We start from the raw sequence: 15,877 nt of genomic DNA on the forward strand, positions 1-15,877 counted from the left end.
CGATGAAAGCCGTCTACAACGATGTGGTCCGCCCGGACAAGGCGCAGGTGGAGGCGTTCAACGACATCCTGCGGCATTACAGCCCCAGCTGCCTGGTCGCCGACGCGTCGCCCGGCGTCGGCGCGATCGGCGGCTGGCAGACGGTCAACCGCGAGCACAAGATCGCCGGGCCCGCGCTCACCGTCGACCTGCCCGCCGACCTGCTGGTCGACATCCTCCCCGTCCTGCCGCGCGCGCAACCGGGCGACGTGGTCGTGCTGGCCTGCCAGGGCCGGGTGGACATGGCGATGTGGGGCGGCCTGATGACCACGTTGTCGCAGATGGCGGGCATCGCGGGCTGCGTGGTCGACGGCGCGGTCCGGGACGTGGACGAGGTGCGGGACCTCGACTTCCCGATGTGGTTCCGGTCCGTCGTGCCGCGCCGCTGCCCGCCCGCGGTGCCCGGTCAGAGCGAGCCCGTCAGGGTGAACGTGCCGATCGAGGTCGGCGGCACCGTGATCAACCCGGGCGACATCGTGGTCGCGGACGAGAACGGCGTCGGCGTGGTGCCCCCGGCGCTGGCCGACACCGTGCTGGCCGAGGTGCACGAGCTCCTGGAGAAGGAGGCCGTGGTGCGCGACCTCATCAACGGCGGCGCGACCCTCGCCGACCTGCTCGCCAGGTTCGGGCACATCTGACCTGGTGGACGGGGTACCGATCAGCCGTACCGCACCCACGCAACGGCACGGCGTGACGGTCGCCGCCAACGCGATAAGCTCGCTGGCGGCGAGACGAGGGCTCGCCCGAGGTGGGGGAACGACGCTCGGCCGGGTGACCAGGACGACCGATTACGCCGTGCACGGCCCTGCCGGAGTTTGTCAGTCAGACGCGACCCGGAGGAGAACTACGTGACGATCCAGCTGACCGCCGACAGTGGGGGCTCGGTGGCCGACTTCAAGGTCGCGGACCTGTCCTTGGCCCCGTTCGGCCGGAAGGAGATCCAGCTCGCCGAGCAGGAGATGCCCGGCCTGATGGCGCTGCGCAGGGAATACGGCCCCCAGCAGCCCCTCGCGGGCAAGAAGATCGCCGGTTCGCTGCACATGACGATCCAGACCGCCGTGCTCATCGAGACGCTCGCCGCCCTCGGCGCCGACGTCCGGTGGGTGAGCTGCAACATCTTCTCGACCCAGGACCACGCCGCCGCGGCGGTCGTCGTCGGCCCCGAGGGCACCGTCGACAACCCCAAGGGCAGCTCCGTGTTCGCCTGGAAGGGCGAGACGCTGGAGGAGTACTGGTGGTGCACCGAGCAGCTGCTGACGTGGCCGGACGGCAGCGGCCCCGACTCGATCGTGGACGACGGCGGTGACGCCACCCTGCTGGTGCACATGGGTGTCGAGTACGAAGCCGCCGGCGTCGTGCCGTCGGCCGCCGAGGACGACCCCGAGGACCACAAGCTGATCCTCGAGTCGCTGCGGCGCTCGCTCGAGACCAGCCCGACCCGGTACACCGACATGGCGAAGTCCATCATCGGTGTGACCGAGGAGACCACGAACGGCGTCAACCGGCTCTACCAGCTGCACAAGGCCGGCAAGCTGCTGTTCGCGGGCATCAACGTCAACGACTCGGTGACGAAGAGCAAGTTCGACAACAAGTACGGCATCCGCCACTCCCTGATCGACGGCATCAACCGCGCCACGGACGTGATGATCGCGGGCAAGCTCGCGGTCGTGTGCGGCTACGGCGACGTCGGCAAGGGCGCGGTCGAGTCCCTGCGCGGTCAGGGCGCCCGCGTCGTGGTCACCGAGATCGACCCGATCTGCGCGCTCCAGGCGGCGATGGACGGCCTCCAGGTCGTCGTGCTGGACGACGTGATCGCCGACGGCGACATCTTCATCACCACCACCGGCAACCGCGACATCATCATGGCCGACGACATGGCCAAGATGAAGCACAACGCGATCGTCGGCAACGTGGGCCACTTCGACAACGAGATCGACATGGCCGGGCTCGCCCGGGTGCCCGGCATCGAGCGCATCGAGATCAAGCCGCAGGTCCACGAGTGGAAGTTCGCGGACGGGCACTCGATCATCGTGCTGTCCGAGGGCCGCCTGCTCAACCTGGGCAACGCCACGGGCCACCCGAGCTTCGTGATGTCCTCGTCGTTCTCGAACCAGACCATCGCGCAGATCGAACTGCACACCAAGCGCGAGGAGTACGGCGTCGGGGTCTACATGCTCCCGAAGCACCTGGACGAGAAGGTCGCGCGGATGCACCTGAGCGCGGTCGGCGCGAAGCTGACGCCGCTCACGAAGGTCCAGGCCGAGTACCTCGGCGTGGACGAGAACGGCCCGTACAAGCCGGACCACTACCGCTACTGAGGCACTGCCGGTGGCGAGCGCTGCCACCGGCGAGCACTGCAACTGACACCACGCCGACCGGCTGTCGCCCCCGTTCTCACCGGGGGCGACAGCCGGTCGTCCTGTGCACCGGAGGAAACGCATGTTCAACCTTTCCGCGGCGGCAGCCACCGGGGACCGGTACCTCCTGGTCCTCGGTGCGGACATCCTGTTACGCGAACGCGCGATCGTCTCCGCGTTGCGCACCTACCCCGGGCCGGTGCTGGGCATGAGCGCGTCGCCGGCGGCCGGCCAGCTGAACCGGTTCTTCGACCACGTCCTCGAAGCCGACTACTACAACGCCGAGCAGGCGCTGGACGCCGTGCGGGAGTTCGAGCAGCGGACCGGCCTGCGGCCCCAGGCCGTCGCGCCGATCATCGAGATGTGCGTGCACGTCTCGGTCGCCATCTCCAAGCACTACGGGCTCCGCAGGCTGTCCGACGAGGCGCTGGCCCGGTCGCGGGACAAGCACACCATGAAGGTGGCGTTCGAGGCCGCCGGCGTGCCGTGCGCGAAGCACCGGTTGTTCTCCACCCTGGACGAGTTGCGGGCCGCCGCGGCCGAACTGACGTTCCCCCTCGTGCTCAAACCGCGTGACTTCGCCGGCAACGTCGGCACGATCAAGGTCGACCACACCGACGAGCTGCCCGCCGCCTTCGACTACTGCCGCGACTCGCTGCTGGAGATCGCGCCGATCTACGACTTCTCCGACGGCCGCTTCCAGGCCGAGGAGTTCGTGGACGCGACCCACGAGGTGTCCGTGGAGGTGGCGAACTGGGACGACCACCGCGCGGTGCTCGCGGTGACCGACAAGTCCAAGGCCGGCCCGCCCTACTTCACCGAGCGGGGCCAGCTCGTGCCCAGCCAGGACAGCGACAACGAAGCGCTGCGGCAGGTCGCCCTGGACGCGTGCGCGGCGCTGGACATCACCCGCGGCCTGGCGCACGTCGAGGTGCTGGTGAACGGCGACCGGCTGAGCGTGGTCGAGGTCGCCGGGCGACCCGGCGGCGACGGGATCATGGACCTGATCGACCGGGTGTACGGGTACAGCCCGTACGACGTGCACTACGCGTCCTACCTGCGGCCGTTCGACGGCTTCCCTGAGTTCCCGCGCACCGCGCGCGGCATCGGCGCCACCGCGTTCCTCAAGGCGCCCGCCGGCACGATCAGCGACGTGCGCCCGGTGGAAGGGCTGACCCGGGACGAGCTGGGCCTCTACCTCACCGCCAAGGTCGGCGACACGTCCCGCCCGGCCACCTCGTACCTCGCGCGCGACGGCGTGCTGGAGGCGTTCAAGGCCGAGCCGACCGAGGACGAGGCCAAGTTGTTCCGGTCGCACGTGGACGACCTGGCGGCGCGGCGCACCGACGAGCTGTTCACGGTGGCTCCCCCGGAGTGACGCCTGCGGAGTGACGCCCGAGGAGTGAGTCCGGGGGTGCGCGGCGGCGGAACCCGCCGCCGCGCACCCGGACGTCAGCGCGGCGAGGTCTCGACCACGAGGGCCCGCCGGACCTCCGCGAGCGCGGCCTCCAGCTCGACCCGGTCGCCGGCGGCCAGCAGCACCTGGCCGACCCGCTGGTTGGAGGAGCGCGCGGGCTCGACCACGGAGTCGACGGCCACGGCGAGGCCCGCCTCCACGACCGCCTTGTGCTCGCGCACCGCTTCCAGACCGCGGATCGCGGTGACGGTGCCGGCGGTGGCCAGCGGCAGGTAGCTCGCCGCGTACCGGATCGGTCCGGTCGGGGCCGCCGGCAGCCCGCGGCCGAGCGCGACGCGCGCCACCAGCTCGAACCAGTCGAGGCCGTAGGTCAGGCCCAGCAGCTCCATCAGGTGGTCGCCGGGGGTGCGCACGGCGACCTCCATCAGCACCGGCCCGACGTCGGTGAGCCGGAACTCCAGGTGCACCAGGCCGCTGCGCATCCCCATCGCGGCCAGCACGTCCGCGCCGAACCGGTCGATCCCGGTCCGCACGTCGTCGGTGACGTCGGCGGCCGACCGGTGGGCGACCTCGATGAAGTTCGGCGGCCCGGTGGTCTCCTTGGCGGTGACGTTGGCGAACCACACCGCGCCGTCGACGACCAGCGCCTCCCAGCTGTACTCGGGGCCCTCGACGGCCCGCTCGACCAGGAGCCGACCTTCGCCCGCCCGGCGCGCGGCCACCTCGGCGAACGCCGCCGCGTCCGGCACCAGTTCGACGCCCATGCTGCCCGCCATGGACAGCGGCTTGACCACCACCGGCAACCGTTCCAGCGCCCACTCGGCGGCGCCGGCCAGGTCGTCGACGACGAGGTGGTCCGGCTGGGCGATGCCCGCCGCCGCGAAACGGCCGCGCTGGAGCGCCTTGTTGCGCGAGATCACGCCCGCGCGCAGCGAAGGTCCCGGAAGGCCCAGTTCCTCCTGCACCATCGACGCGGCCAGGACCTGCGGCTCGCTGAAGGCGATCACGCCGTCCGGCCGTTCGGCGGCGACGGCGGCGAACGCGCCCTCGGCCCACAGTTCGTCGGAACCGCCCCGGGCGACCGTCAGGTGGTCCACGAGCCCCGCGATCGACTCCGCCTTCTGCGCCGTCTCCACGGCCACGACCCTCGCACCCAGCGCACGCCCTGCCGCCAGGTACGGCAGCCCCATGCGCCCGACCCCCACCAACAACAGCGTCTGCACGCCGCCTACCCCCAGTTCTCGGAACGATCCGTCAGTTGTGCGCCATCGCCGGTGCGTCCGCCCGCCGGGAGACCACCGAGACGGCGAAACCCGTCAGCACGAACGCGGCGCCGAGGCCGAGCCAGCCGAACGGCCCGACACCGATCACGGCGAAGGTGATCAGTGCCGGCCCGACCACGCTCGACCCCGTCAGACCCAGGTGGTACACCGACAGGTACGTCGACCGGCGGTGTTCCGGGCTCAGCGCGTACGAGATGCCCCACGCGCCGATGGACTGCCAGATCTCGCCGAGCGTCATGGCGATCACGGCGGCCAGCACGAGCACGACCGCCCACGTCGCGCTGACGTCCGGGGTGAACGCGACGAGCACGCAGCACGCGCCCAGGAGCCACCCGGCCCACAGCTGGCGGCGGGCCGAGGGGCGCAGGCCTTCGACACCGCGGCTCAAGGGCACCTGGAGCAGGATCACCATCACCGTGTTGACCACGACGACCACACCGACCACGGCCAGGGGTGTCGACGTCTGCGTGCTGATCCACAGCGGCAGGCCGACGGTCAGCAGGATCGAGTGCAGGTACAGGATCCCGTTGAGCCCGGTGAGCAGGAGGAACTTCACGTCCCGCACCATGGCGACGGCGGCGGTCGCGGACGTCGTCGCGTCCTCGCCCGCGGGCACCGCGTTGACCGGTGCCACGCCGACGAAGGGCAGTCGCGCGAGCATCACGGCCGCGAGGAGGAACGTCAGCGCGTCGGCCAGGACCAGGGCCGTGTAGAAACGCGGGTCTCCGGCGGCGACGGCTCCGGTGGCCAGGAGCGCGCCGCCGGTGAAGCCGACGTTGCGGACCGAACCGATCACCGCCATCGTCCGCACCCGCCGCTCACCGGTGGAGATCGTGCCGACCAGGGACTGCGTGAGCGGTCCGCTGCTCCACTCGGCGAACCCGACCAGGAACGCGACCCCGTAGAACAACACCGGGGTGTCGGCGAACGGGTAGAGCACGAAGCACGCGCCCCGCCAGCCGTACAGCGCGACCAGGCCCCGCTTGGGTCCGATCCGGTCCGCGAGCCGGCCGATGATCGGCGTGCCGAGCAGGCCCGCGATGCCCGAGATGGTGAGGCCGATGCCGACCTGGCCGGTGCTCAGGCCGAGGACCTTGGTGAAGAACAGCGCCGAACCCGCGATGAACAGCCCGGTGCCGAGCGAGTCGATGAACGACGCGCCGACCAGCCAGCGCGCGCCGCGCCCCTCCGGGAGCAACGCCCGTGCACGGGCACGCAGACCGCGCGCGGGCAAGGGCTCCGCGCCCTTCACGCCCCGTTCTCCGGCATGGCGGGCCCGACCTTGACCGCGGCGAACATCTCGGCCATCAGCCGGGCCATGTCGTCGCTGCCCGCCGGGCCCGTCACACCGGCCAGGGGGACGTGCGCGTCGGCGTAGGTGATCGTCCGCGACACCGGCTCGTCGGCGGCGCGCTGCACCCAGCGCCACACCAGCGGGTGCTCCGCGAACTCCTCGGCGCCGGACACGCGGCAGTGCGTGGTGCCGAGCGTGTGGCCGGGCCAGACGAACCAGCCGTACCGCGCGTCCGGCGCCGGCACGCGGTTCGGGATGTGGGCGCTCGCGCCTTCCACCAGCAGCCGCAACTGGGCCGACGGGAGGCGCACGCCGGTCGCCAACTCGAAGGTGTCCACCACGTCCGCGCCGCCGAACCTCGCGCCGACCTCCAGGAACACCAGGCCGTCCGGGCCTTCGATGGCTTCCAGGTGGAACGGGCCGGTGGCGATGTTCACCGCGGCGAGGCAGCGCAACACCCAGTCCACGACTTCGGGGTCGGTGTCGATCTGCACCGAGCCGAGCGGTTCCCCTTCGGCGTAGGCGAGGCAGGTGTTCACGTACCGGCTCACCACCACGGTGACGGCCGCGCCGTCGGCCACCAGACCGTCCACGTGGATGATCGGGCCCTCGACGAACTCCTCGATCTCGTACTCGTCCGCGTCGACACCCATGCTTCGTGCCGCTTGCAACGCCCCCTTGACACCCGGGTGGCGGGTGACGCCCTCGCTGGACGCGCCGGACAGCGGCTTGAGCACGGTCGCGCCGGACCACGGCACTTCGTCGGGCGCGGCCAGCGCGGTCGTCAGCCCCAGGAAGCGCGGCGTGCGCAGACCCTGCGCGTCGACGGCGGCCTTCATCGCCACCTTGTCCCGGTAGGGCAGCACTTCCGCCTCGGTCGGACCGGGCGCGCCGAGGGCTTCGCGCACCCGGGCGGCGGTCAGCAAGTCGTACTCGGACAGCGCGATCACGACGTCGGGCGCGGGTTCACCGGCGAGCGCGGCGATGATCTCCTCGTGCGCCGGTCCCGTGCCGGGGCGGCTGAGGCGGCGGGCCGGGACGCCGGCCGGCATGGTGTCCGCGCGGTCGGGCACGCCGATGTAGGTGACCTCGTGCGCGTGGTGGTCGATACTCTCCGCATACCGGACCAAGGTGTCCGGAACGCGGTGCAGGACTAAAATTCGCATGGAAATCTTCCGGTCGCCGGTGCAGCACGTGCAATGCCCCGCCGAACCGCGCGGCGAGGCGTGATCGAGGGTAGTCCACAGTCGGATGCGCCACTGTGGGCCAAACGGATCAGCGTGACTCCGAAGCCGTGCGGACTCCCATTGTCTCCTGTTATCCGTGAATTTGTCATCGAATTGCCGGCACTCGCCAAACCATTTCGCCCGGCGCGTCGGCACCCGACGAACGGGAGGTCTCGCGGTAATTCGGCAGCGCGGAGGGGAGGGGGTCGTCCACACTCGACGGCGTGCTGCTCACCTTGACCACGACCCACCGACCGGCCACCGACCTCAGCCACCTCCTGCACAAGCATCCGGAGCGCGCGCAGTCGTTCACCACGTCCTCCGGCACCGCGCACGTCTTCTACCCGCGTGCGGACGAGGAGGAGTGCACGGTCGCGCTGCTGCTGGAGGTCGACCCGATCGCCCTGGTGCGCGGACCCGGCAGCACGCTGACCCAGTACGTCAACGACCGCCCGTACGTCGCCGGCTCGCTGCTGACCGTCGCCCTCGGCTCGGTCTTCCGCACCGCGATGAACGGCCGCAGCAAGACGCACGAGGACGTCGCCGCCACGCCGATCCCGTTGACGGTCCGCGTCCCGGTCCTGCCGCACCGCCTGGTGGAACGCCTGTTCACCCCGCTCGGCTGGACCGCGCACATCACCCCCGTCCCGCTCGGGGAAGGGCTCGGCGACGGCGGCGACTCGCGGTACGCCGACGTGACCCTCACCGGCACGCTGACCCTGTCCGACGCCCTGAAGCACCTCTACGTGCTGCTCCCCGTCCTCGACGGCAACAAGCACTACTGGGTCGCCGAGGACGAGGTGGACAAGCTGCTGCGCGCGGGGGAGGGGTGGCTCGGCGCGCACCCGGACCGGGAGCTGATCACCACCCGCTACCTGATGCGCCGACGTCCGCTGGTGCAGTCCGCGCTGTCCCGCCTGGCCGATGTCGAGGAAATGGACCCGGAGGAGTTGGACAACGCGCTCACCGAACCCGAGGTCTCACTCGCCGCGCAGCGCCGGGAGGCGATCCTCGACCAGCTCCGGCAGTCCGGCGCGCGCAAGGTCCTGGACCTCGGCTGCGGTGACGGCGCGTTGCTGCGCGCCCTCCTCGGGCACCCGGAGTTCGTCGAGATCCAGGGCGTGGACGTGTCCGCACGCGCCCTCGCCACCGCCGCGCGCAAGCTCAAGCTGGACGCGATGTCGGACCGTCAGCGCGCCCGGCTCACGCTGCGCCAGTCGTCGCTGACCTACGCCGACCCGGAGCTGAAGGGCTATGACGCCGCCGTGCTGATGGAGGTCGTGGAACACCTCGACCCGGACCGGCTGCCCGCGTTGGAGCACTCGGTGTTCGTCGTCGCCCGTCCGCGCACGGTCCTGGTCACCACGCCGAACGTCGAGTACAACGCGCTGTTCGAGACGCTGCCGGAAGGTCAGCACCGGCACTCGGATCACCGGTTCGAGTGGACCAGGGCCGAGTTCGAGGAGTGGACGGACGCCGTCGCCGGCAGGCACGGCTACACCGTGCGCCACCTGCCGATCGGGCCGGTGGACGCCGAACGCGGCGCGCCGACGCAGCTCGCGGTCTTCTGCCTGGTCGAGCACAGCAGCTCGGTCGAGCACAGCAGCCTGGGGGACAACTGATGGAGCTCAAGATCCCGGACCTGTGCCTGGTGGTGCTGGTCGGCGCGTCCGGTTCGGGCAAGTCCACGTTCGCGCGCAAGCACTTCCTGCCCACGCAGGTGCTGTCCAGCGACTACTTCCGCGGTCTGGTCGCCGACGACGAGAACGACCAGTCCGCGTCCGCCGCCGCGTTCGAGGTGCTGCACTTCGTGGCGGGCAAGCGCCTGGACGCGGGCCGCACGACCGTCGTCGACGCGACGAACGTGCAGCGGGCCGACCGCGCGCACCTGGTCGAGCTGGCCCGCGAGCACAACGTGCTGCCGGTCGCCATCGTGCTGGACACCCCCGAGGAGGTCTGCCTGGCGCGCAACGCCACCCGACCGGACCGCGACTTCGGCGCCCACGTCGTGCGACGGCACCGGATGGCGTTGCGGAAGTCGCTGAAGTTCCTCGGCAAGGAGGGCTTCAAGCGGGTGCACGTGCTGCGCACCCAGTCCGAGGTGGACGAAGCCGTCATCGTGCCGGAGAAGCTGCTCAACGACCTGCGCCACGAGACCGGTCCGTTCGACGTGATCGGCGACGTGCACGGGTGCCGCGCGGAGCTGGAGGACCTGCTCGTCAAGCTCGGCTACGCGCTGGTGCGCGACGCGGAGGGACGTCCGGTGGACGCCGTCCCGCCCGAGGGCAGGCGCGCGGCGTTCGTCGGCGACCTGGTCGACCGAGGCCCGGACACGCCCGGTGTGCTGCGCCTGGTCATGGGCATGGTCGAGGCCGGCCACGCGTTCGCGGTGTGCGGCAACCACGAGCAGAAGCTGGTGCGCGCGCTGCGCGGCCGCAAGGTGCAGGTCAAGCACGGTCTGGCGGAGTCGCTCGCGCAGCTCGCGGCCGAGTCGGAGGAGTTCCGCGCGAAGGCCGAGCGGTTCTGCGACGGCCTGATCGCGCACTACGTGCTGGACGGCGGCGACCTGGTGATCGCGCACGCGGGACTGCCGGAGCGCTTCCACGGCCGTGCGTCGGCACGGGTCCGCAGCTTCGCGCTCTACGGCGACACCACCGGGGAGACCGACGAGTACGGCCTGCCGGTGCGCTACCCGTGGGCGACCGAGTACCGGGGCAAGGCGACGGTGCTCTACGGGCACACGCCGATGCCGGAGGTGGAGTGGGTCAACAACACCATGTGCCTGGACACGGGCGTGGTGTTCGGCGGCGAGCTGACCGCGTTGCGCTACCCGGAGCGCGAGGTCGTTTCGGTCCACGCGCACCAAATCTGGTACGAGCCGGTGCGCCCGCTGGTCGTGCCGGAGGCGGAACGCGAGCCGGACGTGCTCGCCCTGTCCGACGTCACGGGCAACAGGTTCGTGGAGACGGCCCACCGCGGCCGGGTCGCCGTGCGCCCGGAGCAGGCCGCGTCCGCGTTGGAGGTCATGAGCCGCTTCGCGATCGACCCGCACGCGCTGCTGTACCTGCCGCCGACGATGGCGCCCACGGCGACCTCCCGGCGGCCGGACGTGCTGGAGCACCCGGAGGACGCCTTCGCGGAGTACCGGAACGTGGGCGTGCGCGAGGTGATCTGCGAGGAGAAGCACATGGGCTCGCGGGCCGTGGTCCTGGTGCGGAAGGACTCGGGAGGCGTCGTCCACACGCGCACCGGCCGCGCGTTCTTCGACTCGCCGCTGGGCGACGAGCTGCTGGCGCGCGTCCGCGAGGAGGTGACGAGGGCCGGTCTGTGGGACGAGTTCGACACCGACTGGCTGCTGTTCGACGCCGAGCTGCTGCCGTGGAACGCCAAGGCGGCCGGGCTGATCAAGGAGCAGTACGCCTCGGTCGGCGCGGCGGCGACGGGCGCGCTCGGCGCGGCGGTCGACGTCCTCGCGGTGGCCGCCAAGCGCGGCGTCGACGTCGCGGACCTCTTGCGCCGCACCGAGAGCAGGCTGGTGAACGCCGCCGGCTACCGCGAGGCCTACCGGAGGTACTGCCGGCCGACCGACGGGCTGGAGGGCGTCAGCATCGCGCCGTTCCAGCTTCTCGCCGCACGCGGCCGGACGTTCCACGACCGGGACCACCTGTGGCACCTGGACGTGCTGGGTCGGCTCCGGGGCGACCTGTTCACCCGCACCCGTCACCTGGTGGTCGACACGACCGACGACGAGCGGGTAGCGGCAGGTGTCCGCTGGTGGGAGGACCTGACGGCGGACGGCGGCGAGGGCATGGTCGTCAAGCCGTTGGCGAACCTGGTGCGCGGTGACCGCGGCCTGGTGCAGCCGGGTGTGAAGGTGCGCGGGCGCGAGTACCTGCGGATCATCTACGGCCCGGACTACACCGAGCCGGAGAACCTGGAACGCCTGCGCAGGCGCGGTCTGGGGGCGAAGCGGTCGCTCGCGATCCGCGAGTACGCGCTGGGGCTGGAGGCGTTGGAGCGCGTCGCCCGCGGCGAGCCGCTGTGGCGGGTGCACGAGTGCGTGTTCGCCGTGCTCGCGCTGGAGTCGGAGCCGGTCGACCCCCGGCTCTAGCGGGTGATCAACCGCTCCATCAGCTCGACGGGGAGTGACGGGTTCGCGGCGGCGTGCCCGGCCAGGTCCGGGTCGTCCACGAGGGCGACCAGGACGTCGGTCGGCAGGTTCGGGTGCTCCGCCGCCCACCGTCGCGCGGTGTCGTCCCCGAGGCAGAGCAGCAAGGTCTCCGCGCGGGTGTTCGGGTGTTCGGCGACCGCGCGGTAGGTCCGGCGCGCGGTGGCGTTGCCCGCCATGTGGTGCAGCAGGTCCGGGGTGCAGTGGGGATTCGTCGCGAGCACGCGGAACAGGCCCGGCCCGTGCCGCGCGGCGAGTGCCCGCACCCGGTCCGCCGACAGGGCGGGGTGCGGGGCGATCCCCTTGGCGACGCGGATGTCGTCGTCCGCCACGAGCAGTTCGAAGACGTCCGCCGGCAGCGCGGTGCGCTGGGCCACCAGCATGCGGACCCGTGCGGACGGTGACGCCGCGAGAAGGCGCAGTTCCTCGTCGGTCGCGGTCATCACGCGGGGCACCCGGCTCGGCCCGATCCGGGTCGACTCGGCCAGTCGTGTGAGCACGTCCAGCGGGACGGACGGGTTGTGCGCCACGCCCAGCCGCACGTTCGCGCACTCGTCGTTCGCCAGTTCGCGCAGGATCGACTCCGCCACCACGCAGGGGTTGGCGGCGAGGTCCGCACGGACACCGGGGATGCGATCGACCGCCAGCCGTTCCTGGACGTCGAGGGGCAGGTCCCACCACGCCGGCACGCGGGCCAGGTCGGCGTGTTCGGCCGGTGGCGGGCGGACGCCGGTCAGCACGAGCGCGTCACCGACGAAGCCGAACCCACCACCCCGACCGACCGGACGATCATGAAGGCGCCCAGCGCCCACGTGATCAGGAGCAGCAGCCGACGCGGGATCACCGTACCCCACGGCCGCACGGTGGCCGGCGCGACGACGGCACCGACGACGGCACCGACGACCGCAGCGCCCGCCGGCACCCAGTGGCTCGCCACGAAGAACGGATCGCGGGCGAGCAGCTTGTCGCGCAGGTGTGCGGCAGCGGGTCCTTGTCCGCCAACGCAGTCGCCCCCAACGCCTGGGCAGCTTCATCGACCCGTACGCCGCAGCGCACACAACCGCGCCGCACCCGCCCTGCCGGGGTCCGATCAGGCCGTGACACGTCTCGTCACCACCACGTACGCCCGCACCACCTCCAGGGACAGCGCGCCCACCACGAGCCCGAGGACGCCGTGGTACCACCGCCAGCCCACGCCGAGGCCGATGAACCCGTCCAGCACCATGATCCCCGCGCCGCCGACGGCGGCCACCGTCATCCCGGCCAGCACCACCAGCCCCACCGCCCTCGGCACCTCGCGCCCCAGCGTCGTGACGGTGGCGAGGACGACGCCTGCACCCGCCACGCCGGACGCCGAGGCGAACCACTGCGCGATGGCGGGGTCCAGGAAGTAGCCCTCGGCCTCGGCGGACGACACGGGAGGTCCGCCCGGGAAGCCCAGCCGGGACTGGAGGGCGAAGGCGGCCTTCCCCACGGCATAACCGAGGAACAGCACCGCCAACGCGTACGCCGGCCAGCGGCGCACGCGACCGGGATCAGCCATGGGCGGGACGCTACCCGCCCCGAACTGAGAACCCCTCGGCTTGCCGGAGGCCATCTCCCAGTCCACGAGCGACCCCGCTGGTAGCCGCACCACGTGCGACCACCAGCGGGACGGGGGACTCAGACGCGGCAGGGGCTGCCACCGCGCTCGCCCGGCAACGGCTCCACGTTCGCCTTCGCCTCACCGAGCACCACGTCGGTCAACGGGGTGTCCAAAGCGAACGCCCGCTGCACGATGCTGTTCGGTGTGGTCGTCGTGCTGTTCAACTGCAACGAGCCGATCACCAGCGGGATGGTCAACGGCGCGCTGCCCACGTCCACCGCCAGCCCGTTGATCCGCAGGCTCGCGATCCGCGACTTGCCCGCGAAGTGGGGGTTCATCGCGTCGTCGCACGTGACCGTCGCGCTCGCCTCGATCACACCGACCTCGATGTTCACCAGCAGGCTGGAGATGCGGGTGTACTCGACCCTGGCGGTGGACGACGCGCCGTCGCCCGGTGCCGGCGGCGTGGCGAGCAGGTCGTCCGGTGTCTGGTTCGTCTGCGCGGTCAACGCGTTCGCCCGCACGGTCAGGATGCCCGCGGAGAGGTTGACCGCGGCCACCGCCTTGGCGTCGTCCACGCACGGCACGTCCGGCGGGTTGGCCCGCGCCACGATGATCCCCGCCAGGTTCAGCGCGGTCGCCTGGCACGAGAACACCCCGGTCCGCTCCGACGTCTTGATCCGCAGGTCCGACAGCACCGGTGTGGCGCCGGACGGGCTCGCGGTCAACGTCGCCCGGACCTCGACGTACCGGCCGACCCGGGCGAACCTCACCCCGTTCGAGACCGGCGTGAACGTCTCGCCGGCCAGACCGGCCTCGGTGTCGGACGTGCGCGCCTCCACCGTGATCGACGTGCCCGGCGGCACGCTGCCCTGCGCCTCGGTGTTCCAGGTGACGGTGCCCCAGGTCTGCCCGGCGACACCGCCGTCCTGCACCACCGACCACGTGCCGACCGGCGCGGTGATCTCACCGAGCACCGACCCGGTCATGTCGCTGTAGTTGTACGGGCCGGCGCCCGGACCGAGGTCCACGGTCAGGTCGACCGCGCCGACCGGGAACCCGCCGCCGCCGATCGGGCCGGCGTCCGGGTCGATGCGCTGCGCGTTGTTGGTGTGGATGTTGGTGACCCACACCTTGCCGTTCGAGTCGACCGCGACACCGGTCGGTCCGTTGCCGCCGGGCAGCTCCACGTTGCCGACGTACGTGCCGTCGGTGCGCAGGTGGCCCACGGTGGTCGTGCCGAAGTCGAGCGCGTGGGCGACCCACACGTTGCCCTCTTCGTCGACCGCCACGCCCTGGGACCGCGAGTTGCCGTGCGGGAAGGTGCCCAGGACGGTGCCCGCCGGGTCCATCTTGACCACGACGCCGGCGTTGACCGCCGTGTGCCAGATCTCGCCGGTCCGCGGGTCCATGCCGAGGCCGTAGTCGCCGTGCGACGTGCCGAGGCAGGTGCCCACGCCGGTGTCCGGCTCGTAGCGGAGCAGGTTGTTGCCGTACCGGGCCGACCACAGCGTGCCCGATTTGTCGACCAGGCCGCCGTACCCGCCGCAGCCCAGGCTGAACGGGGCGGTCAGCGCCGTGCCGTCCACGCCGGAGATCAGCTGGTGCTGCATGTTCGCGCCGCCGGTCCACAGGTTGTTGTCGGCGTCCACGGCGACCGTGCGGGTCTGGGTGCCCGCCACCCGGCTGTAGGTGATCAGGCACTCGTCGACCGCGGTGGTGACGCCGCCGTTGCTGTCGGCGCCGCCCGCGTTGGTCCACGCCCGGACGTCGCCCAGGCCGCGCGAGGTGGCGATCAGGCCGTCACCGTCGCGGTCGAGGCAGGTGTTGTAGCCGAACGGCCCCTTCAGGTAGTCGCCGGTCGGGTTGGCCGTGCCGTCGGAGTTCACCCTGGTGCCGCCCCGGATCACGCCGACACGGGTGACCGAGCCCCTGCCACCCGAGGCCTCGTTGCGGTTGGACAGCCAGGTGTTGCCGAGCTTGTCCACGGTCGTGCGGGACGGGTTGCGCCCCTGGCCTTCCGGCGCGGACAGCCACTCGCCGACGATCTCGCCGGTGTCGACGTCGATCCGGATCATCGTGCCGCGCGCGGAGGCGGCGACGTTGACGTACGGGAAGAACACGCTCCGGCGGTTCAGCTGGAGCTGGTCGTTGTTCGGGGCGTCGTGGTTGACGTCCTGGAGCACGCCCTGGTCGAAGTCCTCGTCCGTTGTGTAGAGGACGTTCTCACCGGAGACGGGCGCGGCGGAGGCCGATGGCAGGCCGATGACGAAGGGGAGGAGCAACGCGCCGGCGGTGGCCAGCGCCAGAGATCTTCGTGGGTGACGCATGGATCTGCCCTTCTGGTGGGGTTCGGCGGCATTCGGGGCATTTCCGTCACGTGACAACCCCATGTCGAGGGCGGCTCGGAACGCGTTACCGGCCCCGGAAAGGGGGAGTAGGCCTTCAGGCAGAAATCGGGTCCGCGGTTCATCCTTTTCCGAACGAGGCTCGCCCCATCGGCCCACT

The 15,877-nt window shown here is 71.5% G+C and carries 12 protein-coding genes; 5 read left to right on the forward strand and 7 right to left on the reverse strand.

Annotated elements, in window-relative coordinates; translation table 11 throughout:
• The first annotated feature begins 2 nt into the window (after positions 1-2).
• The 3 genes from ACRAKI_RS13255 to ACRAKI_RS13265 all read left to right on the forward strand — a co-directional run bounded on the left by ACRAKI_RS13255 (position 3) and on the right by ACRAKI_RS13265 (position 3,774).
• Positions 3-677 (forward strand): RraA family protein, encoded by a 675-nt coding sequence (locus tag ACRAKI_RS13255; protein WP_447007369.1) that lies wholly within the window; start codon positions 3-5, stop codon positions 675-677.
• 216 nt (positions 678-893) lie between these two features.
• Positions 894-2,357 (forward strand): adenosylhomocysteinase, encoded by a 1,464-nt coding sequence (gene ahcY, locus ACRAKI_RS13260; RefSeq protein ID WP_447008410.1) that lies wholly within the window; start codon positions 894-896, stop codon positions 2,355-2,357.
• A gap of 121 nt (positions 2,358-2,478) precedes the next feature.
• On the forward strand, positions 2,479-3,774 hold the full coding sequence (locus ACRAKI_RS13265) for an ATP-grasp domain-containing protein (RefSeq protein WP_447007370.1): 1,296 nt from the start codon (positions 2,479-2,481) through the stop codon (positions 3,772-3,774).
• Between the two features lie 74 nt (positions 3,775-3,848).
• On the opposite strand, the gene ACRAKI_RS13270 is transcribed toward ACRAKI_RS13265, so the two are convergent.
• The 3 genes from ACRAKI_RS13270 to ACRAKI_RS13280 are packed head-to-tail and all read right to left on the reverse strand — an operon-like array spanning position 3,849 to position 7,556.
• Positions 3,849-5,036: an ATP-grasp domain-containing protein gene (locus tag ACRAKI_RS13270; RefSeq protein WP_447007371.1), complete on the reverse strand. Its 1,188-nt coding sequence runs from the start codon at positions 5,034-5,036 to the stop codon at positions 3,849-3,851.
• Between the two features lie 31 nt (positions 5,037-5,067).
• Positions 5,068-6,348, reverse strand: coding sequence for an MFS transporter (locus ACRAKI_RS13275; protein WP_447007372.1), 1,281 nt, complete (start codon positions 6,346-6,348; stop codon positions 5,068-5,070).
• Positions 6,345-7,556, reverse strand: a complete 1,212-nt coding sequence (locus tag ACRAKI_RS13280) for an ATP-grasp domain-containing protein (RefSeq protein ID WP_447007373.1) — start codon at positions 7,554-7,556, stop codon at positions 6,345-6,347. Before ACRAKI_RS13280 ends, ACRAKI_RS13275 begins: the two co-directional genes overlap by 4 nt.
• A gap of 284 nt (positions 7,557-7,840) precedes the next feature.
• On the opposite strand from ACRAKI_RS13280, the gene ACRAKI_RS13285 reads away from it, so the two are divergent.
• Positions 7,841-9,238 (forward strand): 3' terminal RNA ribose 2'-O-methyltransferase Hen1, encoded by a 1,398-nt coding sequence (locus ACRAKI_RS13285; protein ID WP_447007374.1) that lies wholly within the window; start codon positions 7,841-7,843, stop codon positions 9,236-9,238.
• Entirely contained in the window at positions 9,238-11,727 is a 2,490-nt protein-coding gene (locus tag ACRAKI_RS13290) for a polynucleotide kinase-phosphatase (RefSeq protein WP_447007375.1), read from the forward strand. The genes ACRAKI_RS13285 and ACRAKI_RS13290 overlap by 1 nt, the downstream gene beginning before the upstream one ends.
• On the opposite strand, the gene ACRAKI_RS13295 is transcribed toward ACRAKI_RS13290, so the two are convergent.
• The 4 genes from ACRAKI_RS13295 to ACRAKI_RS13310 form a co-directional block, all read right to left on the reverse strand.
• Complete coding sequence (locus tag ACRAKI_RS13295; protein ID WP_447007376.1) at positions 11,724-12,524, reverse strand: hypothetical protein; 801 nt, start codon at positions 12,522-12,524, stop codon at positions 11,724-11,726. The two genes, ACRAKI_RS13290 and ACRAKI_RS13295, sit on opposite strands and share 4 nt — an antisense overlap.
• Positions 12,518-12,721 (reverse strand): hypothetical protein, encoded by a 204-nt coding sequence (locus tag ACRAKI_RS13300; RefSeq protein WP_447007377.1) that lies wholly within the window; start codon positions 12,719-12,721, stop codon positions 12,518-12,520. Before ACRAKI_RS13300 ends, ACRAKI_RS13295 begins: the two co-directional genes overlap by 7 nt.
• Before the next feature lie 153 nt (positions 12,722-12,874).
• A complete protein-coding gene (locus tag ACRAKI_RS13305; protein WP_447007378.1) occupies positions 12,875-13,327 on the reverse strand; it encodes a hypothetical protein in 453 nt (150 codons plus the stop codon).
• Between the two features lie 119 nt (positions 13,328-13,446).
• Positions 13,447-15,699: a Vgb family protein gene (locus tag ACRAKI_RS13310; RefSeq protein ID WP_447007379.1), complete on the reverse strand. Its 2,253-nt coding sequence runs from the start codon at positions 15,697-15,699 to the stop codon at positions 13,447-13,449.
• Between the last annotated feature and the right edge of the window lie 178 nt (positions 15,700-15,877).

The organism is Saccharothrix isguenensis, assembly GCF_052936305.1.

Bases quoted from the DNA above. Each gene is read 5' to 3' on its own strand.
- ACRAKI_RS13290 (WP_447007375.1), top strand. From the start codon at position 9,238: ATGGAGCTCAAGATCCCGGACCTGTGCCTGGTGGTGCTGGTCGGCGCG.
- ACRAKI_RS13265 (WP_447007370.1), top strand. From the start codon at position 2,479: ATGTTCAACCTTTCCGCGGCGGCAGCCACCGGGGACCGGTACCTCCTG.
- ACRAKI_RS13280 (WP_447007373.1), bottom strand. From the start codon at position 7,556: ATGCGAATTTTAGTCCTGCACCGCGTTCCGGACACCTTGGTCCGGTAT.
- ACRAKI_RS13305 (WP_447007378.1), bottom strand. From the start codon at position 13,327: ATGGCTGATCCCGGTCGCGTGCGCCGCTGGCCGGCGTACGCGTTGGCG.
- ACRAKI_RS13255 (WP_447007369.1), top strand. From the start codon at position 3: ATGAAAGCCGTCTACAACGATGTGGTCCGCCCGGACAAGGCGCAGGTG.
- ACRAKI_RS13310 (WP_447007379.1), bottom strand. From the start codon at position 15,699: ATGCGTCACCCACGAAGATCTCTGGCGCTGGCCACCGCCGGCGCGTTG.